Raw genomic sequence first — 21762 nt, forward strand, 5'->3', positions numbered from 1 at the left:
GTCATCCTTGCGGTGCTGCGCTTGAGAATTTGGGGATCGTGTTTTCAGAAGCGGGCTTTGCGTCCAGAGACACCCAGTTGCCCTCGGACAGTTCCAGATTGCCCGGAATGTCTTCTTCCCAGAACCCGACCACGGCTGTGTTGATGTTCAAAAACAGCTTGCCGTCCACGATGCGCCACAGGTTCGGATTGCCCGGAACCTTGCCGCCCTTGGCCACACCATAGGCGCAGTGGCCGTCATATTGGGGTGCGTATTTGGCAGGATCAGCGACAAAGGCCGCGCGGTTTTCCTCGGTGGCAAAGGCGAATGTCGCGCCGTTGTATTCGGCGGTGATGGACGACTTGCCCGGAATGCCCGCAGGTTGTGATTGACCCACGGGGGCCTGTTCCAGCCCGAAATAGGCCACCACGTCATAGCCCGAAACCGCATAGCCGGTCTCGTCAAGGTATTGCGGCCCGGCAAAGGCGGCCGATCCAAGGGTCAGCGCGCTCGCGGCGGCAGCAAGGGTCAGGGTGAAACGGTTCATCATCGCGGGGGTATCCTTATGTCAGAATGGGATCTGGTCAATGGGCAGGCGACAGGCTCCACCTTTGGGCCTGCCCGTGGATGAACTATAAGAGGTCGCGCCTTGCCATATCAGCCCGTCTCGCGTGGAAGTGACCATGTGCAAGTCACGCGTGATCGCGCACCCCTCTAGCGCAGTCTGGGCGGGCGATCGGGGTCAGAGCCGGGGGCCTGTGGTTCCGGCGCGCGGACCGGTGCCGGTTGCGGCAGATCAAAGCGCAACCCAACCCGGGCAAGCCGCGCCGTCACCGTATCGCTTGCATCGAAAAAGGCGACATCCATCGCCCCCGCCTCGATCCCTGAAAAGGTCAGTGCTTCGGATGCGGCCCGTGCCAATGCGGATCCCGCACCCGGAGCCGCGCCCACAAAGGCGAGCAGATGGCCGCGCGCACCGTCCGTGTCCGTGGTGCCCACAAGATAGGCGAGTTGCGCAAGGCCCGTAGCCGTGGCCAGTTTCGTATCCAGCGCCGTGATCAGAACATCGGGCAACCCTGTCGGAGCCGACACCTCTGACAATCGCGCCTCCACCTCGTCCGGGCCGTGCCCCAAGGTTTGCGCCAACCAGCGCACCCCGTCCGCATCCAGTAGAAACGACGACGGCGCCACATCTAGGTTCAGCCCCAGCCCCAACCCCTGTTCGGCCAGCAGCCCTGCAATCACCCGGCCGGACAATGCCGCATAAGGGGCTTCGGCCCCGACAAAGGCGGCAAGCCGTTCTTCGCGATCAAACACCAGAACGATTGCCCCTGTCCCGGGATCAAAGACTTGCGGCGTGACAGCGTCCCCTTCCGCCTCTCCCTCCAGCAGCAGGACCAGTTCCGCATCCCCCAGCCGTTCAAAAAAGCGCAGGCGCGCTGCGTCGTCATCGGGGGCAGCGGACATTGCGTCATGCGCTGCGTCCAGTGGGGTTTGGGTCATGCCAATACGTCCTGCACACGGGCTCTCAGGCTGGGCAGAACCTCCGCCTCGAACCACGGGTTTTCCTTCAGCCACCCGGTATTGCGCCAAGAGGGATGAGGCAAGGGGTAGGCGCGGGGCGCATGGTCACGCCATGCCGTCACCGTGTCCGTGACATTGGTGCGCGTGCCCAGATGCCATGACTGCGCATAACCCCCGATCAGCAGCACAAGGGGGACGTCGCCCACATGCGCCATCACATCCGCGCGCCACGTCTTGGCACAGATCTTGGGCGGCGGCAGGTCCGATCCCTTGGCATTGTAGCCCGGAAAACAGAACGCCATGGGGACAATGGCGATCCTGGAACGGTCATAAAATGTCGCCTCATCCACGCCCATCCACGCCCGCAGCCTGTCGCCCGATGGATCGGTGAAGGGCCGCCCGCTTTCGTGCACACGCGCGCCCGGTGCCTGCCCCGCGATCAAAATGCGCGCACCGGGGCGAAACCACACAACGGGTCGCGGACGGTGTGCGGTATGTGTTGCGGCAAACCTGTCGGAGCAGATCGCGCACGCGCTGAGATCGTTGAGCAAATCCATATCAAAGACCTATACGCAGCAGGGGCTTGGACAATCAATTCGATAATTATCGAAATAATGCTTGGCACGAAGACGTCATTTCTATAATTCTAGAAATATGAAAATGGAATCGCCCCACCCGCTCGACCTCACCCGTGCTGCCAGCGCCTTTGCAGCCCTCGGGTCAGAACAACGTCTTTCCGTACTGCGCACCCTTGTGCGTGCGGGCCCGGACGGCCTGAGTATCGGCACGTTGGGAGAGCGCACCGGGGTCACCGGATCGACCCTCACCCATCATATGAAAATCCTGTCGACAGCGGGCCTTGTGACCCAATCCCGGCAGGGCCGGTCGATCATCTGCGCCGCCGTGGCATTTGACGAAGTCCAAAGCCTGTCGACCTTCCTGCTCACCGAATGCTGCGCCGACAGCGCAGAGCCACACAAGGATACGCCCCATGGCTGATACAACAACCCCTGCCCCGCGCACCAGTTGGCTGGCCCGCATCGACCGCGTTTGGGTGGCCACAGGCATCATCGTCCTGATGGTGGCCCTGTTTGACACGGCACGGGTGGATGACGTCATCGTCTTTGCGGCCAAGGCGCTTGCCGGTACGCTGTCCTTCATCACATTCGCGGTTCTGGCCATCGCCTACCTCAAGGCGACGGGCGCGGAAAACCTGCTGGCCCGTGCGTTCGAGGGGAACCCGGCGCGCATGATCGTGATGGCCGCCCTGCTGGGCGGGTTGTCCCCATTCTGCTCGTGCGAGGTCATTCCATTCATCGCCGCCCTATTGGCCGTGGGCGCACCGCTTGGCGCGGTTATGGCGTTCTGGCTGGCCTCACCGCTGATGGATCCGGCCATGTTCGCGATCACCACGGGGGCCATCAGCTTTGAGTTTGCATTGGCCAAGACGGCGGCCGCCATCGCGCTTGGCATGTTCGGCGGGTTTGGCACGCTCTTGCTGTCTGGCACGCCCGTCTTCACCAATCCCTTGCGGGAAAACCCGCTGTGGGGGGCTGTTGCGGCGTGAAGGCACCGTTTTCGGCCACACCTGTGTGGAAGTTCTGGGGCGACAGCGACCGCATCGCCGTGTTTCGCAATGCGGGTCTGGAAAACGCTGCCTTCCTGCTCAAATGGCTGACGCTGGCCTATGTGATCGAAGGGCTGATGGTCTACTACATGCCCGCCGATCTGATCGCGAATGTGCTGGGTGGGACCGGACTTGGGACCGTCATTCTGGGCGCGCTGGTGGGGATGCCTGCATATCTCAACGGCTATGCCGCAGCCCCTCTTATCGGTGATCTTCTGGATCAGGGCATGGCAAACGGTGCCGCCATGTCGTTCATGATTGCAGGCGGCGTCAGCTCGATCCCGGCGGCCATCGCGGTCTGGGCACTGGTCAAACCGCGGGTCTTTGCCGCCTATCTCGGCTTTGCGCTGACGGGGTCGATCCTGGCTGGCCTTGCCTGGCAATTGGCCGCCTGATCCGCACCTGTCAGATGGGGCAGCAGCAAACCGCCGCATTTGCAAAAAACGGATTGTTCCACACGGCGCAACAGTGCCGTGTGGAACCTGTACATTTAACATGAACTTGGACATAATACTGTCAGAGTTGAGGATTAAGGCGTTAACACACCTCTGTTAAGGAGGGTCGGCGTTACCCACATGAAAACGGGGACGACAGCAGCACACCGCGGAGCAACGGGATGCTAGAGTTTGAAAATGTATCCAAGTCCTTCTGGACGGGCACACAGCGCAAGGTGATACTTGACCGTGTGTCTTTTCGGGTGGAATTGGGTCATTCCTTTGGGGTGCTGGCCCCGAACGGCACCGGCAAGACGACGCTGATCAACATGATGGCCGGTCTTGAAAAGCCTGACGAGGGCGAGATACGGCGGATGTGCAACATCTCCTTTCCGCTTGGCTTCATGGGCGGCGTCATCTCGAAAATCTCTGCGCACGAAAATTGTCGTTACATCGCGCGGCTTTACGGGCTTGACCCCGACTATGTCGAAAGCTTTTGCCGCTGGTTATGCAATCTTGGTGAATACTTTGATCAACCCATCGGGACTTATTCCTCCGGTATGCGGGCACGGTTCTCGTTCTCGCTCATGCTGGCGCTGGATTTCGACATCTACCTGATCGACGAAGGCATGCCATCCTCGACGGATGTCGAGTTCAACCGCAAGGCGGGCGAGGTACTGCAGGAACGGCTGCGCACCACAACCATTGTCATCGTGTCACATCAGGCGCAAACACTTGAAAAATTCGCGCGTTCGGCCGCTGTCCTGCTGGATGGCAAGCTGCACATGTTCGACACGCTGGAAGAGGCGAAACGGCTTTATGACTACGAAACCCAAAGCTAGAAAATTCCGCATAAGGCGGGCGGCCCCCATGACCGGGGCCAGCGCTGCGCCAGGCGATGCCGACAACGGCGGTGAAACCGCGCCCGATCCACGCGCTCAGGCACCCGATCCCCAACCGGCACCTTCGGGCGCTGCCCGGCAAGCGGCGGCAACCGGCGATGTGTCGTCCGCCAGTCAGGTGCAGGGCGACAACACGATTGACGCCATCCGGCAGGAAGGTCTGACAGGGCGTCAGCTGCGCATGGCACGGCGCGTCGCCCAAAAACACAATCTGCCCGCGACATCGGATTTCGACGCTGTACGGCTTTTGCGTGCGAAGGGGATTGATCCGTTCCAACGCTCGAACATGCTGGAACTGGTGGTTCCGCAGGCCGGGGCCGAACAGCACGAAGGCGGGGCACCCGATGCCTTTGCCAGCCTGCCCGGAGCGGCAGGTGGGGCCGGCGCGGGCGCGGCGGAAAACCGTGTGCAACTGCCCCAGACAGTGCCCGTCAAGAAACAGCAACTGCCATCGACCGAAGTCAGCCCCGCAGACCGTCGCGCGCAGGAAATGTTCAATATCCAGCGCGACATCGCACGCCGTCGTCGCAGAAAGACCGGCATATTGCTGGTGCGTCTGGCCTTCTTTGTGATGCTGCCGACATTTCTGGCCGGATACTATTTTTACGCCATCGCCACGCCGATGTATGCGACCAAATCCGAATTTCTGATCATCCAGAACGAAGGATCGGGCGGTGCAGGCCCACTGGGCGGTCTGTTGCCAACGCAGTTTGCGACCAATTCAGACAGCATCGCGGTGCAGGGATTCCTGCAATCCAAGGACGCGATGTTGCGCCTTGATCGCGACGTCGGGTTCAAATCCCACTTTACCCAGGACTGGATCGACCCGATCCAGCGGCTTGGCGAAAATCCGACAAATGAAGAGGCCTACAAGGTCTTCAAGAAGAACGTGAAAATCGGGTACGACCCGACCGAGGGCATGATCCGCATGGAAGTGGCGGCGGCAGACCCCGAAGTGTCCGCTCAGTTTGCAAGACAGTTGATCAACTACGCCGAAGAGCGTGTGAACAACCTGTCTCAACAAAAGCGCGAAGACCAGATGCGCGATGCCCGCGAGGGGTTTGATCGGGCCGAGTCCGAACGGCGTGAGGCCCAGGAGGCTCTGGTCCGTCTTCAGATCGAAGGGTCGACCCTGGATCCAGAGGGCGTCATTGCCTCCCTGCGCACCCAGATTTCGACGCTCGAAACCCAGATCATCGAAAAAGAGATTGAGCTGGCAAGCCTGCTCAACAACGCCCGCCCGAACCAAAGCCGCGTGGACGGCGCACGTGGGACGCTGGACATCCTCAAGGTGCAGTTGGGGCTGCTCAACAACAAGATGACCGATGTGTCGCGCGGAGAGAATTCCCTTGCCGAACTGGCCGCGCGCATCCAGATCGCGCAGGCCGACCTCGCCGCGCGCGACATGATGATGCAATCGGCATTGCAACAGATGGAACAGTCACGCGTCGAGGCATCACGCCAGGTCCGCTACCTCACCGTGGCCGTCGATCCCATCGCGAGCCAAGAGCCGTCCTACCCCCGCGCCTTCGAAAACACGATCTTGGCTTTTCTGGTCTTTGCAGGCATCTATCTGATGATCTCGCTTACCGCGTCGATCCTCAGAGAACAGGTAACCAGCTAGCATGAAACACGTATCAGTCGCCGACCTGACCATCGGCAATGACCGCCCGCTGACGGTGATCGCAGGTCCCTGTGCCCTCGAAAGCGAAGGTCTGGGACAGGACATCGCGGGCCGAATGAAAGAGATATGCGACGCAGCCGGCGCGCAATACGTGTTCAAGGCCAGCTACGACAAGGCAAACCGCACATCGCTTTCGGGGGGCGTGGGTTGGGTATTGATGCTGGCCTTCAGGCGCTGCAATCCATCGGAAAGACGAACGGCGTCCCGGTTCTAACGGATGTCCACAACGAGGCCCAATGCGCCATCGCCGCAGAAGTCGCAGACATCATCCAGATCCCCGCATTCCTGTGCCGCCAGACCGACATGCTGCTGGCCGCGGGCAACTCGGGCGCCGTGGTCAATATCAAAAAGGGGCAGTTCCTTGCGCCCTGGGAAATGCCCAACATCATCACCAAGGTCGAAAGCACCGGCAACACCCGCATCCTGCTGACCGAGCGTGGCACATCCTTTGGCTACAACACCCTTGTGGCCGACATGCGCAGCCTGCCGCAGATGGCCCAGACCGGCTATCCGGTGGTCATGGACGCGACCCATTCCGTGCAGCAGCCCGGTGGCAAAGGGGGCTCAAGCGGCGGACAACGCGAATTTGCACCCGTGATGGCGCGCGCCGCCGTGGCCCTTGGCGTGGCGGCCGTGTTCATCGAAACCCATCCCGATCCTGACAGCGCGCCCTCTGACGGGCCGAACATGATCTACCTCGATCAGATGCCGCAACTGATCGATACGCTCATGCAGTTTGACGCCTTGGCCAAGGCCAACCCCGTTTCGATCTAAATCCTTTCAGACCCGAGTATTCCCATGAAAAAACCTGCCGCCACAGTCACGCCCAACACATGGGAATTCCTGCGCGACCCGATGATCGCCCCGACCGGGTTTCGCGAATATGACGCGCGCTGGAAATATCCGGATGAAATCAACCTGCCGGGCATCACCGCCCTTGGCCTTGGCCTTGGCACACAGATGCACCGGCGCGGGATCAAGCCCGAGATTGCCGTGGCGAACGATTACCGAGATTATTCCCTGTCGATCAAGAACGCGCTGATGCTGGGGCTGATGCAGGCGGGCATTCAGGTCAAGGACATTGGCCCGGCCCTGTCGCCGATGGCCTATTTCAGCCAGTTTCATCTCAACGTGCCTGCGGTCGCCATGGTCACGGCCAGCCACAATCCCAACGGCTGGACCGGGGTAAAGATGGGCTTTGAACGCCCGCTGACCCATGGCCCCAACGAGATGAGCGAACTGCGCGAGATCGTGCTGAACGGCAAGGGCGAGGCACGCCCGCGCGGCGGTTATGAATTCGTGGACGGCGTGCAGGAAGCGTACCTGCAGGACCTTGTCGGCGACTTCAAAATGTCCCGCCCGCTCAAGGTCGTCTGCGCCACCGGCAACGGCACAGCAGCCGCCTTTGCGCCCGAACTCTTCCGTCGCCTCGGCGTCGAAGTGGTCGAAAGCCACAACACGCTCGACTACACTTTCCCCCACTACAACCCCAACCCCGAAGCGATGGAAATGCTGCACGACATGGCCGCCAGCGTGAAGGCGTCCGGCGCAGATTTTGCCCTGGGCTTTGACGGCGATGGCGACCGCTGCGGCGTCGTGGATGACGAGGGCGAGGAAATCTTCGCCGACAAGGTGGGCGTCATCATGGCCCGCGATCTGGCCAAGATTTACCCCAATGCGACCTTTGTGGCGGATGTGAAATCGACGGGCCTTTTCGCGTCTGACCCCGAATTGCAGAAACACGGCGTCACGGCGGATTACTGGAAAACCGGACACAGCCACATGAAACGGCGGGTCAAGGAACTGGGCGCGCTGGCGGGTTTTGAGAAATCGGGCCACTACTTTCTCGCCGAACCCATCGGGCGCGGCTATGACTGCGGCATGCGCGTGGCGGTCGAAATCTGCAAACTGATGGACCGCAACCCGGACATGAAGATGTCCGACCTGCGCCGCGCCCTGCCCAAGACCTACGCGATGCCAACCCTGTCGCCCTATGCCGCCGACACCGAAAAATACGACATCCTCGAACGGATCGTGGCCAAGCTGGTGGAGCGTCGCGAAAGCGGCGGCACCTTGGGCGGACGGGCGATCAAAGAGGTCGTGACCGTGAACGGTGCCCGCGTGATCCTCGACAACGGCGGCTGGGGTCTGGTGCGCGCCTCGTCCAACACACCGAACCTCGTGGTGGTTTGCGAAAGCCCGGAATCCGAGGCCGAGCTGCGCGCCATCTTCAACGAACTGGACGCGGTCATCCGCACCGAACCGGGCGTGGGCGATTACGACCAGACGTTCTGAGGCGGAGGCCGGGCGCCTCTGAACACGCGTGCGCATTGGCAAATTCCTGCTCAAACGGATAGGCAGCACAACCAAGAGTTACGCTGGCCCGAACCTGTTGCGCTATGGTACCTTTTGTCCGCCAGATGCCGACGCCTGCGCGTTGGCACGGCGGACAGTATTGAAGAAAACACCTAATTTTTGCAGATCATAAACAGGTTCCAAATGCGGTTTTTCACCGACAAATCAGGCAATTTCAATTGGGCCGCCGTGGGTGGCATATGTGCCGCCATCGGATCGACACTGGCCCTTGTGGCGTTTTTTAGTGCCAGCCCGGCGGCCAGGACCGAGACACGATTGGTTGACACCGTGTTGGGCGACTATGTTGCGGGCGACAAGATCCAAGGCATCACGCTGGAACAATACCAAGCCGGCCTTATGGAGCGCGAACAACAGGTTGTCGCCAGATTGAAGGAAAGCGGCGTCAGCCCGTTGGATGCCAAAGCGTTGCGGGAGACCCTGCAAAGGATCGATGCCCGTCAGGCCAACATACAGGCGTCCTATCGTGATGTTGAAAGGCTGACAGCCGAGATACGGACCTATCACGAGAATGTCGCGGACAAGCAATTGGTGGAACAGGCTGTTCTGGACATTTTCGATGGGAACAACGCAAACGCTGCGGGAAAGGCGCTTGAGGCGGGGATTCCCATCGAGACCGTCCCAACCATCGAAGCCACCCAAAGCATTTTTCAGGAAATCAGGACAAAAGCGGATTTCCTGAAATTCGTGACGGAACGCGACCTTATTTTGAGCGACAACACCAATTACAAACGTCTGTATGGAAGGAACGGCTCAATCGAAGGGTTCAGTGTCAATCTTCGTTCCGGTACCGGCAGTTGGGCGTGGGTCAACGGCGAATATTGTGAGGAATTCAAACACAGAGATGACCATTACCCCCAGTATTGCCCTGATGTTTTTGTTTCGAATTCCGGCGTCAAGTTCGAGTACGAGAGTGGCGACACGGCGATCTACTCAAAAGAGTAGCTGCCGCTGACTGCAATAACGCATCAAGCACGCTGTGTTTGTGCGAAAGTTCTGAACGAATGGTAAATACGCCTCTGTAAGCCATTGAAAAGTCTAGGGCGGCACACTGTCCCAGCGTGGGACACGTCTCGAGGCCTCATCCTGCCCGCGTCTGCGAGACCCTCAGTCAAAAAGCTTGAGGATGCCCCGTTTCACCTCGTCCTCCAGCTTTTGCTTGGCCGCGTCCTCAAGGTCCTGACCCTCATCCGTGACGTTCAATTCTTCGGCCACCTTGGCACGGACGGCATCGCGGGCCTGCTGTTTGACCCGCTCCTTTTCCTCGGAAAAATTCAGATCAATCGCCGCCTCAAGGTCGGGCCGGATGCTCACATCTGACCACGGACCAACCATGCGCACCGGGATCGCAATCCCGTTGCCCGCGTTGGCTCGCAGCGCGACAGGGGTGAAGGTATAGTCGATGGTCTGCATCCCCAGACCCACCTGCCCCGCACCGCGCGCCTCATAGTTCGACAGTTTGAGAAGCAGGTCATTGTTGCGCATCACACCACCATCAATGGTCCACGTGGCCCCAAGGCTGTCAAAGACGGTGGTGCCACCACCAACCGAGCCCGAGCGCATCAGCCGGTCCAGATCGATGCCCAGTATGGTGCCTTGTCCGAAACTGATCGCACCCTGACCCGACAGCGATTTCATGATCGCATCGACCGATTGACCGGAGCCAAGGAATGACATCTCTGCATCCGCCGCGCCTGTCAGGCGTTCAATCTGAGCCGCATCGCGCAGCACCGCCTGCATGTCGATCCCGTTGGCAAACAGCTTGCCGCCCACCGACAGGCCCGAGCGGTTGTTCATCACGAATTCACCCGTGACGGTGCCATTATACGCCGCCACTTCGCGCAGTTCGAACACCATCCGACTGCGTTCGTTGCGCAGCAATGTGCGGGTCTGACCCAATTTGAACTGGCCAAGGTCAATCGATCTGGCCGTCAGGGCGATCTGTCCGTCAAATCCCGCGAGGCCGCTGGCATCGATGCGACCTGTGGGCCAACCGCTCCCGGCAGGGGTGCCACCACCACCACCGCCTGATCCCGCTTCACTGCTTCCCGCACCGCTCAGATCCAGCGCACCTGCATTCAGTTGCGCGTTGATCTGGGGTTTTCCGTTCAGCGAAATGTCGGCGGCCCCGGCCAGCGCATTCCCCCCCAGATCGACCTGCAAGTCGCGCAAAGACAGGCGGCGGTCTGCCGTCAGCGTAAGGTCAGCACTCAGATCAACCGATTGGCCGAGCCCTTGCGGCAGGCCCGGTGCTGGAAGGTCGAGGGCAGCCAGAAAGTCGTCCGTGCTGGGCATGTCCAGCGTCAGCCGCCCCGCGACATCCCCCGCCGTACTGCCCCGCCCGTTCAGCGCGAGTGTTCCGCGCCCGGCGCTGACAGTCGCATCGATTGTTTGCACCTGCCCCGTGATGAAGCCTGCAAATCCACCGATGGTGGCACGCACATTCACCTCTGACCCTGCGGGGTTCAGGCTCGCTGCCACTTCTGCCGCGCCCAGCCTTTCGGGCCACTCAAGGGTCAGATCGACATCGGAGTAGGACACAAGGTCCGCCCCTTCGGCGTCATAGATCAATGTGGCGTCCGTCACGGACAGATTTTCGATCCAGACAGCCTGCGGCGTGCGGGTGGCGGGCGCGACTTCGGTTTCGATCTGGGCCTCGCCACTGGCATCGGTAAAGACCCAGCTGGCCCGCCCGTCGCGGCGGCTTTCAAGGCGGATGGTGGGGCGCGTTGCCTCGATATTCGTGATCCTGATTTCGCGGCGCAGCAACGCCATGACATCAACCCCGATGGCCGCGTTTTCGGCGGTCAGCATCGGCCCCTGTTCGGACCAGTCCGCATTGCCGACTTCGAGCCCGCCGACGCTGACACCCAGAACCGGCCACAGCGTCATCGACACATCGCCGGTGATGCTGACATCGCGCCCCGTCGCGGTGCGGATTTGATCCGCCGCCAGCTTTGCAATCCGGTCAGCGGGTAGAAAAAACAGGGAAATGCCAGCCACGAGAAAGAGGATCAGGAAGAACCCGATTATGCGGATAATCCATTTCATAGGGCCTGCTCCGTTCTGATGACGCGTTGAAATCAGCCTAACGCAGGGTGTGGGCGCACCCCAACCCTTTTCGCCGCAGATGTGATCGCATAAGAGGCAGGTCATGAGCACAAATCCGCCAGACCTTCGCCCTGACCTCGCGCCGCGCGCGCGCGTTGATGCCAACCGCCGCCCCGGCCAGCCGACGGTCGGCATGGTGTCCCTTGGCTGTCCCAAGGCGCTGGTCGACAGCGAGCGGATTCTGACGCGCCTGCGCGCCGAAGGCTACGGCATTTCGCCCGACTATTCCGGGGCGGACGCGGTCATCGTGAACACGTGCGGTTTTCTTGACAGTGCCAAGGCCGAAAGTCTTGAGGCGATTGGCGAGGCGCTGGCCGAAAACGGGCGTGTGATCGTGACGGGCTGTCTTGGGGCAGAACCCGAATACATCACCGGCGCGCATCCCAAGGTGCTGGCGGTGACAGGGCCACATCAATACGAACAGGTGTTGGACGCTGTGCACAGCGCCGTGCCGCCCGACCCCGATCCGTTCATCGATCTGCTGCCTGCGCGCGGCGTCAGCCTCACGCCCCGCCATTTCAGTTACCTCAAGATTTCGGAAGGGTGTAACCACAAGTGCAAGTTCTGCATCATCCCCGATATGCGCGGCCGTCTTGCGTCGCGTCCGGCCCATGCCGTGCTGCGCGAGGCAGAGAAACTGGTCGAGGCAGGCGTGCGCGAGTTGCTGGTCATCAGCCAGGACACCTCGGCCTACGGCGTTGATATCAAACATGCCGAGGCCAACGGGCACCGCGCACACATCACCGATCTGGCCCGCGATCTGGGCGCTTTGGGCGCGTGGGTGCGTCTGCACTATGTCTACCCCTACCCCCATGTGCGGCAGTTGATACCGCTGATGGCGGAGGGTCTGGTGCTGCCCTATCTCGACATTCCGTTCCAACACGCCCACCCGGATGTGCTGCGCCGCATGGCCCGCCCTGCGGCGGCGGCCAAGACGCTGGACGAAATCGCGGCGTGGCGGGATGTGTGCCCTGACCTGACTTTGCGCTCGACCTTTATCGTTGGCTATCCGGGCGAGACCGAGGCCGAATTCCAGACCCTGCTGGACTGGATGGACGAGGCGCAACTGGATCGCGTGGGCTGCTTTCAATACGAGAATGTCGAGGGTGCGCGCTCAAACGCCTTGCCGGATCATGTCGCACCGGAGGTCAAGCAAGAGCGTTGGGACCGCTTCATGGAAAAGGCGCAGGCCATTTCCGAGGCAAAGCTGGCCGCGAAAGTCGGGCAGACGTTGCAGGTCATCGTGGACGAAGTAGATGACGAGGCCGCAACATGCCGCACCAAGGCAGACGCTCCGGAGATCGACGGCAATCTGTTCATCGACGAAGGGTTCGAGGCGCTCAAACCCGGTGACATCGTGACGGTCGAGGTGGACGAGGCCGGCGAATATGACCTGTGGGGGCGCCTGATTCAGTAGAATTTCCCGGTATTGCGCGACTTAAAACCCATTTCCCTCGCAAATTGCGTCGTCTTGGATAGTCTGACCTTGGCAACCGAGGATACATCATGACCACGCCCAAAATCGCCCAGACCGCACCCTACCCCGTCGAAGTTGAAGCGGGCAAAACGTACTTCTGGTGCGCTTGTGGACATTCCGCCACCCAGCCGTTCTGTGACGGATCACACAAAGACACCGGGATCACGCCGGAAAAGTTTACGGCCACGGACAGCAAGAAGGTGTTCTTTTGCGGCTGCAAGGCGACGTCCAAGGCACCCTTGTGTGACGGGTCGCACGCCAAGCTGTGATGGTTTGAACGCTGTCCAAGTACACCATTCTTGCAATTTGAGCCAAATGTTCTATATCTGTTCTAACCGCAAAGAACGGAGAACATGGATGTCGTATCACGCACGCCAGCCTGGCCTTTTTGACCCCGCGCAAGGCGCATTGCCGATCGAAACCCTCGAACCGGCAACTGAAAAACAGATCGCTTTTGCACGCACGCTGGCCGCGCGAACAGGTACGGTGCTGCCCACTGCATTGCTGCGGAACAAGGCAGGTCTGTCGCAGTGGATCGACCGGGCCAAGCTGTGCGCCGCAAGGCAGGTTCTCAAGCTACCCCAGCGCCCGGCAGGTGCAATTCGCCGAACGTATTGCGCGGTTGAAACGACGCGAGATTCCGGCGGAGTGTTTCAAGGACAAGGTAATGATGTCGCGCTGGATCGACGGCAACAAACCGCGCTAGCGGACCTGCGGCGCATTGCCTCTTTTGCGGTCTGCCACCAGCGCTAAATGTCGATCATGACAAATGAAACGCGTGTTCTTTACAATGGCGACTGCCCGGTGTGCAGTTTCGAGATCAATCATTATGCGGACTATTCCCAGCGCTCGCATCTGCCCATTCGGTTTGAGGATTTGAACCAGGACGCGCTCGACGACTGGGGCTTGACCCGCGATGCCGCGGCGCGGCGACTTTACGTTCTCAAGGACGGTCAAATGTATTCGGGAATCCCGGCGTTCATCGTGCTGTGGCAGGACATGCCGCGCTATCGCTGGCTGGCGCGCTTTGTATCGCTGCCCGGCGTGAACAGGCTGGCGTGCCTCACCTACGACCACATTCTGGCCCCGGCGATTTATCGCTGGCATCTGCGGCGGCTTGGCGCAACGTCAACACAATCGTGACGATTGCGGGCCTAGACTGAGGGGCCCACCCTTGTCAGTCTGGTTCCATGCCATATCCATATTCTCTGCGCGAAACGCTTGCCGATGCTTCGATCCATGTGCTGGGTCTGTTGATGGCCCTCACGGCTGGCATCATTCTGTTGGTCCATGTCACACAGACCCAAGACCCGACACAAATTGCCGCCACCAGCGTCTATGCGGGATTTTTGCTGTTTTCCTTCATCGCCTCCGCGCTTTACCACCTGCTCCCTTGGGAGCGGACGAGGCCGATCTTTCTACGCATTGATCATGCGGCGATTTACCTCAAGATTGCAGGGACTTACACACCATTGGTCGTGCTGATCGGATCGGCGTTCGCCTATGTGGTTCTTGCGGGCGTGTGGCTGGTGGCACTGTTCGGTGTAATCGCCAAGCTCAGCTTTTGGGCGGCGGATGCACGCGGGTCGCTGCCCGTCTACCTTGGGATGGGCTGGGCCAGCCTGCTGTTGATCTGGCCCATGACGCAGTCGCTGCCGCCCGTGGCCGTGGGTCTGATCATCGGGGGCGGCGTTCTCTATACGCTTGGCACGCTGGTCTACCGCTATCCCGAAATGCGGTATCAAAATGCGGTATGGCACGGATCTCGTACTGGCTGCCTCAACCTGCTTTTTCGCGGCCGTTTCGGTGGGCGTGTCAGCCTGAGCGGGCTGCCAGTTCGTCAAAATCATGCGCGTTGCGACAATAGTGCGGCGCGGCGGACACCGTCCCGATCTGTTCAGACAGCCATTTCTCGCAAGCCTCTGTCTGCGTGCACCCCGTGCACCGCAGCACCAAATCAGAAATATCAGAGGGCGTCAGATCACCGCGCAGCGCGATTTCCTGCAGATCAAGACCACGCGCATTTGCCATGTCATCCACCAGATTTGCATGACGCTTGATATGAGTTGGGGACATGAGATGCATTTCCTTCCGACTGTATCAGGTTGGATCAACGATGCGTCGCGCACCCCAGACCGTCCTTGATCCAGATCAAATGTCATCCAGATAGGCGCGCACACAGGTCTGGACATGGCGAAACCGGTCGCCGCCCAGATGCTTGCCGCCGTACCAGCGTGTCACCACAACCAGATGATCGCGCAGCCCCTCACGCTCCAGCATCCGCAGGATCACCATGCCCGCTCCGACCTCGCCGCCATCGCCCTTTATCGGGCCAACGCTTCTAGATGCGCGCCCCAACTGTTATGGGTCGCCTTGGCGTAGGAACGGTCGCGCTTGAGGGTCTTCAGCGCCGCATCAATGGCCGCGCGGTCGATCACAGCGCAACCCGACACCGCCTATTTCGAGCCCTCGTCGGTGAGAATATGGCCGAGCTTTTTCATGTGCTGTACGCAGTCCCTGGCGGACGCCCGCAACAACCAATCATCCGCATGTGCGTCGAAAAACGAAGGATCAGAGCCCCGCCGCCGTGCGCCGCACTGTTTCAATCCGCTGTGCATTAGGCGGGTGCGTGCCAAGGAACCGATCACCTGGATCGGGAATACGGTTGAAGAATTCAGCGCCTTTGACAGGATCAAAGCCGGATCGCGCAGCTATTATGGTACCAAGCGCATCGGCTTCCAGTTCATGTATTTTGGGGTAGGCGAATGCGCCAACTTGCGCTCCACGTAGGAGGGCGTACTCAACGTCTTTTGCGTTGCCGCCCCGCCTCGCTTCCGCCTCTGCAAAAACCCTTGCACCTTCGGCAACGTTGCGTTTTTGGCGTGAGATGTGGCCCTCAATGTGGTGCGCAACTTCATGCGCCATCACAAATGCGATTTCGTCCGCATTGCGCGCATCAAATAAGAGCGTCGATGTAAAAACGAGGATGGGGCGTCCTTCGTCATCCAACGTCTGAAAGGCGTTCGCAGGCAGTTTATTGCGGGTATCGACAAAGATGCCAAAATCACATCGAACACCACTGGTGCGGGCAATGCATTCCCGCTCGGCCACCGGTTCAACCCGCTGCACGACTGTGACAAAGGCGCGCTCGGTCTGGCTGCGGCTGCGCAACTGGTCCGGCACATCACTTGATGTCGGAAGCGGGCCGGTGGATGTCGGCGCAGATGTGACCACCACGTCATCACATGCCGCCACAAATGTCAGGATCGCCAGGACAGCCATCAAACGGATCATCATACTCATTCCTCTTTCAACGACGCCATCCGATCACGTGCGGCGACATTTATCGACCAAAGTCTGAATACCACGCAAATATGCGGGTTACAGCCCCGATCAAGTCTGAAGCCGCATGCCGCACACTCTTTGCAAAGGTGCGCGCATGTCATAGCGTCCGCATATGTTTACGATTGAACACGAATTTGACGCGACAGTCATCACCTTGGTGGACGAGGGGTCAGCCCCACTTCAAGAGGATGTGATCGTCAACAGCTTTGCTGAATGCATCACGGTCGAACAGTTCGATGCGCGCACGGAAACCGTGGTCCGCATCACCCTGTCCCCCGAACAGGTCCGCGATCTGGCAGCCGCGCTTGATCTGCCCGAGGGTGTTTATCAACTCCGGCAGGTGGACTGAGACCCCAGTCCGCCGTCCCCGCACTACGGAAAGGTCCGCCCATGACGATCGGCACGCATATCCGCACATTTTACAAGGGCACCTGGCACGACGAAGACGTCGCGATCATGCGTGCGGCGGATCATGGCAGTTGGGTTGGCACAACCGTGTTTGACGGTGCGCGATATTTCGATGGCCGCGCGCCCGACCTCGAGGCCCACTGTGCCCGCGTGAACCGGTCTGCCGAGGCATTGATGATCACACCGACGATGGAAACCGCTGAAATCGTCGATGCCGTCCGCGAAGGGTTGAAAGCCTATGGCCCGGACGAAGCCGTGTATATCCGCCCTATGTATTGGGCGCTTGATGGCGATGCTTCCGGGATCGTGCCGCAGGCGAATTCGACAGGCTTTGCCATTTGTCTCGAAGCGGTGCCGATGGCGGATCAAAACGCATCGACCACGCTAGGGCGCACCAAATTCCGCCGACCCGTTCTGGAAGACAACGTGGTCAACGCCAAGGCCGGCTGCCTTTATCCCAACAACGCGCGCATGCTGGCCGAAGTCCGAACACGCGGCTTCGGCAACGCGCTGGTGGCTGACGCAATGGGCAACGTCGCAGAAACTGCGACGGCGAACGTGTTCATGGTCAAGGACGGGGCCGTTTTCACCCCGATCCCCAACGGCACCTTTCTGGCCGGGATCACCCGCGCGCGCCATATGCGCAACATGATCGAGGATGGCATGGAAGTGCATGAAACCGTCCTCAGCTTTGCCGATTTTGCGGAAGCAGACGAAGTTTTCATGTCGGGCAACATGATGAAAGTAACGCCTGTGACGGCCTTTGAGGACGCGCAATATCAGGTGGGTCCGGTCACCCGTCGCGTGCGCGAAATGTACTGGGATTGGGCCGCGACCACCTGAGCGCCAGCAACTTTCCATTGCCACTGGCCGGTTGGGCCGTCATGTTGGCCCTCGCAGATCAAAAGGGGCCTGTCATGCGCAAATTTCTCGTGGTGCTGGACGATAGCCGCGAATGTCTGAACGCAATGCGCTTTGCTGCGATGCGGGCTGCAAACACGGGCGGTGGTGTTGCGATTCTGTCGGTCATTCCACCGGATGAGTTCAATCACTGGATCGGAGTTGGCGCCGTTATGCGCGAGGAAGCGCGCGAAAGGATTCACGCCCATTTCGAAGTGTTCGCCAAGTGGATGCGTGACAAACAGGGCGTGGACCCGGAGTTGATGATCCGCGAAGGTCAGCCGGTCGACGAGATCATGGCGCAAGTGCGCGAGGATTCGGAAATCGGCGTGCTGGTTCTGGGTGCGGGTACCGACAAGAAGGGACCCGGGCCGCTGGTCACACAACTGACGCGCAATGCGGGCAACTTGCCCATTCCGATCACCATCGTGCCCGGTGACCTCAGCAAGGAAAAGCTGGAAGCGATCACCTGATCTGAGGGTGAGGCTCCGGCGCGGGTTTTTTGAGCTGGTGCAACGTGTCGGGCCGTTCATCTCAACGGACATTGACTTGGTACCAATCGGCGGCTCAAGTTGTCGCGTTGGCGGGTCGCACAGATCGTTGTCCGCAAACGGTTTGGCTGCCCGTTTTCAACGTTCGCCACGCAGAGCAAGGTCCCGTTTTCCGCGTCGCGCGCAGAAGTCCGGTCACCTCACCAACCTGACTGATGGCCGACAGCGCCTACCAACCCACACTTTAGAACCATTCCAAACCTTGACTCGTGCGCCTCGCGAGCGCATATCCGACATTAACCCTCAGGAGATGCAGCCCATGTTCATTCAGACCGAGTCCACACCCAATCCGGCGACGCTGAAATTCCTGCCTGGCCAGACCATTCTTGAGGTCGGCACAGCCGACTTTCCAACTGCCGAGGCATCGGCCAAATCGCCGTTGGCACAGCGCATCTTTGGCGTCGAGGGCGTAACAGGCGTGTTCTTTGGTACCGATTTTGTCACCGTCACCAAGGCCGACAGTGTCGACTGGGACCATATCAAACCGGCCCTGCTTGGCGCGATCATGGAGCATTTCCAGTCTGGCCAGCCCGTCATGGACGACGGTCATGCACCTGCATCGGGCCATGCCGAACATGACGGTGAAGACGGTGTCGTGGTTGGTCAGATCAAGGAACTGCTCGACAGCCGCGTGCGCCCCGCCGTGGCACAGGATGGCGGCGACATCACATTCCACGGCTTTGATCGCGGCGTGGTGTACCTGCACATGCAGGGTGCGTGCGCCGGATGCCCTTCGTCCACGCTGACGCTAAAAATGGGCATCGAAAACCTGCTGCGCCACTACATCCCCGAAGTGACCGAAGTGCGCCCCGTTGCCGTCTGAGACATTCACGGCCCGCTGTTATTGCGGCGCAACCAGACTGTCGATCCAAGGGCCACCGGAAACGGTGGCCTATTGTCATTGCACCGACTGCCGTCGATGGACGGGTGGGCCAGTCTCCGCTTTTGCAGCGTTTGCCGAAACGGCGATGGCCGGTCAACTGCCGGACACCTGTCTGCAAACGGGTGGCGTGCGCCGCTGGACCTGCCCCGCATGCGGATCGCCCCTTGGCGCTGCATTCGATTATCTTGAGGGTCAGATATATGTCCCCCTTGGGATTATGGATCAGGCAGAGACGTTGGCCCCGACCTTGCACAGCCATCATGGATCGCGTCTGCCATGGCTGCACATCGCGGACGACCTGCCGCGATCAGAAGGAACGGCGCGCGACGACCTGCTGGGATCGACGTCGTGACCCAACCGCTGATCCTTGGTTTTGATACATCCGGACCCCATTGCGCGGCTGCGTTGCTCCATGGGGAAACCATTTTGCATGCAACAGGCGAGACGATGGCGCGTGGTCAGGCCGAACGCCTGATGGACCTGCTGCAAGAGGTATTGGAGACCAATGGCAAGACATGGGCCGATCTGGATGCCATCGGCGTTGGCACGGGGCCCGGAAACTTCACCGGCATCCGCATCGGCGTTTCTGCCGCACGCGGTCTCGCACTTGGCCTGGGTATCAATGCCTATGGCGTGACAGGGTTTGAGACCCGCACAATTCTGGCACCGGACGGCGCGATCGTGGCGATTCCGACACCGCGCGACATGGTTTATGTGAGCGATGAAACCGGCGCGCGCCTGATCCCTGCAACCGACGTCGCGAACCCCGCACCAAACCCGGAGCCTTCCGATCTGGCAAAAGCAGTGGCACTACATGCCAGCAGCATATGGCCCGCATCCGCGCCACCCCCGGCACCCTTCTATGTCCGCCCACCGGATGCCGCCCCGGCACGGGATGCACCACCGCGCGTGCTGACGTGACGCCCGAAGCGCTCGCTGCGCTGCACCGCGCGGCCTTTGCCACCGAAAGAGCATGGTCCGCCGACGAATTCCGCAGCCTGATCGATAGCCCGCATTGCCATCTGACGAGCGACACGCACGGATTTGCACTGTGGCGCGCCGTGGCGGACGAGGCCGAACTGCTCACCATCGCGACCCACCCCGATCACCAGCGGCAAGGGGTCGCGAGATCACTGATGCAGCAATGGATGCGTGCGGCTGCACGCACGGCCAGCACCGCCTTTTTGGAAGTGGCGGCGGACAATGCAGCGGCCATCGCGCTTTATGGCCAATTCGGCTTTGACGTGATGGCGCGCAGGGTAGGCTATTACAAACGGGCAGATCATGCAGCGGATGCCCTGATCATGCGCGCCTCCCTGCCCCCGACCTGAACCAAAGACCGGTGCGCGCAGCCGACCGCGAACGGAACAAAGACAGCCCCGCCCAAGCGTTCAGCATATCGCAAGGTCAGCCCATCTGACCTGCTGCATGCACCAAAAAGCGGTTGACCCCGCCTTGCCCCTGCGGCCTAATCCCGCCTGATCACTGCGATCCCGGGCGCGCCTTGCTGCTGGCACCGCCCCAAACATAAAACTCGGGAGACCTGACCACATGACACTCATGCAGAAATTCCTCGGCGCAACCGCCTCACTTGCCCTGTCGGCCGGTGCCGCGTTGGCCGACCCTGCCCTGATCTTCGATCTTGGCGGCAAATTCGACAAATCCTTTAACGAGGCCGCATTTAACGGTGCCAAGCGTTGGGCCGACACCACGGGTGGCACATTCCGCGAAATCGAACTGCAATCCGAAGCGCAGCGCGAACAGGCCCTGCGCCGTTTTGCCGAAGCAGGCGCGAACCCCATCGTCATGGCCGGTTTTGCCTTTGCTGACGCTCTGGGTCAGGTTGCCGCTGACTATCCGGACACCAAATTCACGATCATCGACATGGTCGTGGATGCGCCCAACGTCCGCTCGGTCGTGTTCAACGAACACGAGGGGTCCTACCTTGTGGGCATGATGGCCGCGATGGCGTCCGAGTCCGACACGGTCGGCTTTATCGGCGGCATGGACATCCCGCTGATCCGCAAATTCGCCTGCGGATATGCCCAGGGCGTGAAAGCGGTGAATGCTGATGCAACCGTCGTCGCCAACATGACCGGAACGACACCTGCGGCCTGGAACGACCCCGTCAAAGGGTCCGAACTGACCAAAGCCCAAATCAGCCAGGGCGCTGACGTCGTTTATGCCGCCGCTGGCGGCACCGGCGTGGGCGTTCTGCAAACGGCAGCCGATGAAGGCATCCTGTCCATCGGCGTGGACAGCAACCAGAACTACCTGCACTCTGGCAAGGTTCTGACATCCATGATGAAACGCGTCGACAACGCCGTGTTCGAAGCGTTCTCGGACGGTGCGGACATGGAAACCGGGTTCCAGGTGATGGGTCTGGCCAATGGCGGCGTCGGCTACGCGCTTGACGAACACAACGCTGACCTGGTGTCGGATTCCATGCGCAACGCGGTGGACGAAGCCTCGGACAAGATCGCAAACGGCGAGCTGGTTGTGCACGACTACATGTCGGACGACAGCTGCCCTGTGCTGAACTTCTGATCGCGACGCAGTAACAC

Annotated in this window: 23 protein-coding genes and 4 pseudogenes; 20 read left to right on the top strand and 7 right to left on the bottom strand. The window is 60.4% G+C overall.

Annotated elements, in window-relative coordinates; translation table 11 throughout:
- Position 1: 1 nt before the first annotated feature.
- From ACERZ8_RS01140 to ACERZ8_RS01150, 3 genes are all read right to left on the bottom strand, one after another.
- Positions 2-526 (bottom strand): YHS domain-containing (seleno)protein, encoded by a 525-nt coding sequence (locus ACERZ8_RS01140; protein ID WP_407594121.1) that lies wholly within the window; start codon positions 524-526, stop codon positions 2-4.
- A 167-nt stretch (positions 527-693) separates the two neighbouring features.
- Entirely contained in the window at positions 694-1482 is a 789-nt protein-coding gene (locus tag ACERZ8_RS01145) for an SseB family protein (RefSeq protein WP_407590291.1), read from the bottom strand.
- Complete coding sequence (locus ACERZ8_RS01150; RefSeq protein WP_407590292.1) at positions 1479-2060, bottom strand: uracil-DNA glycosylase family protein; 582 nt, start codon at positions 2058-2060, stop codon at positions 1479-1481. The genes ACERZ8_RS01145 and ACERZ8_RS01150 overlap by 4 nt, the downstream gene beginning before the upstream one ends.
- A gap of 97 nt (positions 2061-2157) precedes the next feature.
- Between ACERZ8_RS01150 and ACERZ8_RS01155 the strand changes: the two genes are divergently transcribed.
- The 7 genes and pseudogenes from ACERZ8_RS01155 (at position 2158) to ACERZ8_RS01185 (ending at position 9468) form a co-directional block, all read left to right on the top strand.
- Positions 2158-2502 carry an ArsR/SmtB family transcription factor gene (locus ACERZ8_RS01155; RefSeq protein WP_407590293.1) on the top strand — a complete coding sequence of 115 codons (345 nt, stop codon included), beginning with the start codon at positions 2158-2160 and terminating at the stop codon, positions 2500-2502.
- Positions 2495-3525 (top strand): annotated as a pseudogene (locus ACERZ8_RS01160) (permease). Before ACERZ8_RS01155 ends, ACERZ8_RS01160 begins: the two are co-directional and overlap by 8 nt.
- A 221-nt stretch (positions 3526-3746) precedes the next feature.
- The gene (locus ACERZ8_RS01165; protein WP_407590294.1) at positions 3747-4406 is read left to right on the top strand and encodes an ABC transporter ATP-binding protein; all 660 of its coding nucleotides are present in this window, start codon (positions 3747-3749) and stop codon (positions 4404-4406) included.
- Positions 4384-6090 carry a capsule biosynthesis protein gene (locus ACERZ8_RS01170; RefSeq protein ID WP_407590295.1) on the top strand — a complete coding sequence of 569 codons (1707 nt, stop codon included), beginning with the start codon at positions 4384-4386 and terminating at the stop codon, positions 6088-6090. Before ACERZ8_RS01165 ends, ACERZ8_RS01170 begins: the two co-directional genes overlap by 23 nt.
- 1 nt (position 6091) lies before the next feature.
- A pseudogene (gene kdsA, locus ACERZ8_RS01175) lies at positions 6092-6924 on the top strand (3-deoxy-8-phosphooctulonate synthase).
- Between the two features lie 24 nt (positions 6925-6948).
- The gene (locus tag ACERZ8_RS01180) at positions 6949-8445 is read left to right on the top strand and encodes a phosphomannomutase/phosphoglucomutase (protein ID WP_407590296.1); all 1497 of its coding nucleotides are present in this window, start codon (positions 6949-6951) and stop codon (positions 8443-8445) included.
- A 351-nt stretch (positions 8446-8796) separates the two neighbouring features.
- Entirely contained in the window at positions 8797-9468 is a 672-nt protein-coding gene (locus ACERZ8_RS01185) for a hypothetical protein (protein WP_407590297.1), read from the top strand.
- Between the two features lie 162 nt (positions 9469-9630).
- Here the strand turns inward: ACERZ8_RS01185 and ACERZ8_RS01190 are convergent, their stop codons facing one another.
- Complete coding sequence (locus tag ACERZ8_RS01190) at positions 9631-11574, bottom strand: AsmA family protein (RefSeq protein ID WP_407590298.1); 1944 nt, start codon at positions 11572-11574, stop codon at positions 9631-9633.
- Positions 11575-11677: 103 nt separating this feature from the next.
- Between ACERZ8_RS01190 and rimO the strand changes: the two genes are divergently transcribed.
- The 5 genes and pseudogenes from rimO to trhA form a co-directional block, all read left to right on the top strand.
- On the top strand, positions 11678-13051 hold the full coding sequence (rimO, locus tag ACERZ8_RS01195; RefSeq protein ID WP_407590299.1) for a 30S ribosomal protein S12 methylthiotransferase RimO: 1374 nt from the start codon (positions 11678-11680) through the stop codon (positions 13049-13051).
- An 89-nt stretch (positions 13052-13140) separates the two neighbouring features.
- Entirely contained in the window at positions 13141-13380 is a 240-nt protein-coding gene (locus tag ACERZ8_RS01200) for a CDGSH iron-sulfur domain-containing protein (RefSeq protein ID WP_407590300.1), read from the top strand.
- 46 nt (positions 13381-13426) lie between these two features.
- Positions 13427-13864 carry a hypothetical protein gene (locus ACERZ8_RS01205; protein WP_407590301.1) on the top strand — a complete coding sequence of 146 codons (438 nt, stop codon included), beginning with the start codon at positions 13427-13429 and terminating at the stop codon, positions 13862-13864.
- Between the two features lie 9 nt (positions 13865-13873).
- Positions 13874-14254, top strand: a complete 381-nt coding sequence (locus tag ACERZ8_RS01210; protein WP_407590302.1) for a thiol-disulfide oxidoreductase DCC family protein — start codon at positions 13874-13876, stop codon at positions 14252-14254.
- Positions 14255-14367: 113 nt separating this feature from the next.
- Positions 14368-14814, top strand: a pseudogene (trhA, locus tag ACERZ8_RS01215) (PAQR family membrane homeostasis protein TrhA); the annotation flags it as partial.
- 112 nt (positions 14815-14926) lie between these two features.
- On the opposite strand, the gene ACERZ8_RS01220 reads toward trhA, so the two are convergent.
- From ACERZ8_RS01220 to ACERZ8_RS01230, 3 genes and pseudogenes are all read right to left on the bottom strand, one after another.
- Positions 14927-15196: a DUF6455 family protein gene (locus ACERZ8_RS01220; protein ID WP_407594123.1), complete on the bottom strand. Its 270-nt coding sequence runs from the start codon at positions 15194-15196 to the stop codon at positions 14927-14929.
- A gap of 66 nt (positions 15197-15262) precedes the next feature.
- Positions 15263-15564: pseudogene (locus tag ACERZ8_RS01225) on the bottom strand (YigZ family protein).
- A 118-nt stretch (positions 15565-15682) separates the two neighbouring features.
- Positions 15683-16240 (bottom strand): M48 family metallopeptidase, encoded by a 558-nt coding sequence (locus tag ACERZ8_RS01230; RefSeq protein WP_407590303.1) that lies wholly within the window; start codon positions 16238-16240, stop codon positions 15683-15685.
- 328 nt (positions 16241-16568) lie between these two features.
- Here ACERZ8_RS01230 and ACERZ8_RS01235 point away from each other — a divergent pair, with 328 nt between their 5' ends.
- The 8 genes from ACERZ8_RS01235 (at position 16569) to ACERZ8_RS01270 (ending at position 21745) form a co-directional block, all read left to right on the top strand.
- Entirely contained in the window at positions 16569-16805 is a 237-nt protein-coding gene (locus ACERZ8_RS01235; RefSeq protein WP_407590304.1) for a hypothetical protein, read from the top strand.
- 41 nt (positions 16806-16846) lie between these two features.
- Positions 16847-17707 (top strand): branched-chain amino acid aminotransferase, encoded by an 861-nt coding sequence (locus ACERZ8_RS01240; RefSeq protein ID WP_407590305.1) that lies wholly within the window; start codon positions 16847-16849, stop codon positions 17705-17707.
- 74 nt (positions 17708-17781) lie between these two features.
- Positions 17782-18237: a universal stress protein gene (locus tag ACERZ8_RS01245; RefSeq protein ID WP_407590306.1), complete on the top strand. Its 456-nt coding sequence runs from the start codon at positions 17782-17784 to the stop codon at positions 18235-18237.
- 337 nt (positions 18238-18574) lie between these two features.
- Positions 18575-19138: a NifU family protein gene (locus ACERZ8_RS01250; RefSeq protein ID WP_407590307.1), complete on the top strand. Its 564-nt coding sequence runs from the start codon at positions 18575-18577 to the stop codon at positions 19136-19138.
- Positions 19128-19550, top strand: coding sequence for a GFA family protein (locus ACERZ8_RS01255; protein ID WP_455771638.1), 423 nt, complete (start codon positions 19128-19130; stop codon positions 19548-19550). The genes ACERZ8_RS01250 and ACERZ8_RS01255 overlap by 11 nt, the downstream gene beginning before the upstream one ends.
- Positions 19547-20119, top strand: coding sequence for a tRNA (adenosine(37)-N6)-threonylcarbamoyltransferase complex dimerization subunit type 1 TsaB (tsaB, locus tag ACERZ8_RS01260; protein WP_407590308.1), 573 nt, complete (start codon positions 19547-19549; stop codon positions 20117-20119). The genes ACERZ8_RS01255 and tsaB overlap by 4 nt, the downstream gene beginning before the upstream one ends.
- Positions 20116-20529, top strand: coding sequence for a GNAT family N-acetyltransferase (locus ACERZ8_RS01265; RefSeq protein ID WP_407590309.1), 414 nt, complete (start codon positions 20116-20118; stop codon positions 20527-20529). Before tsaB ends, ACERZ8_RS01265 begins: the two co-directional genes overlap by 4 nt.
- Positions 20530-20749: 220 nt before the next feature.
- Entirely contained in the window at positions 20750-21745 is a 996-nt protein-coding gene (locus tag ACERZ8_RS01270) for a BMP family lipoprotein (protein WP_407590310.1), read from the top strand.
- Positions 21746-21762 lie beyond the last annotated feature (17 nt).

The sequence above is a fragment of the Tateyamaria armeniaca genome, from assembly GCF_045797845.1.
In the GTDB taxonomy this organism is placed as follows: Bacteria; Pseudomonadota; Alphaproteobacteria; order Rhodobacterales; family Rhodobacteraceae; genus Tateyamaria; species Tateyamaria armeniaca.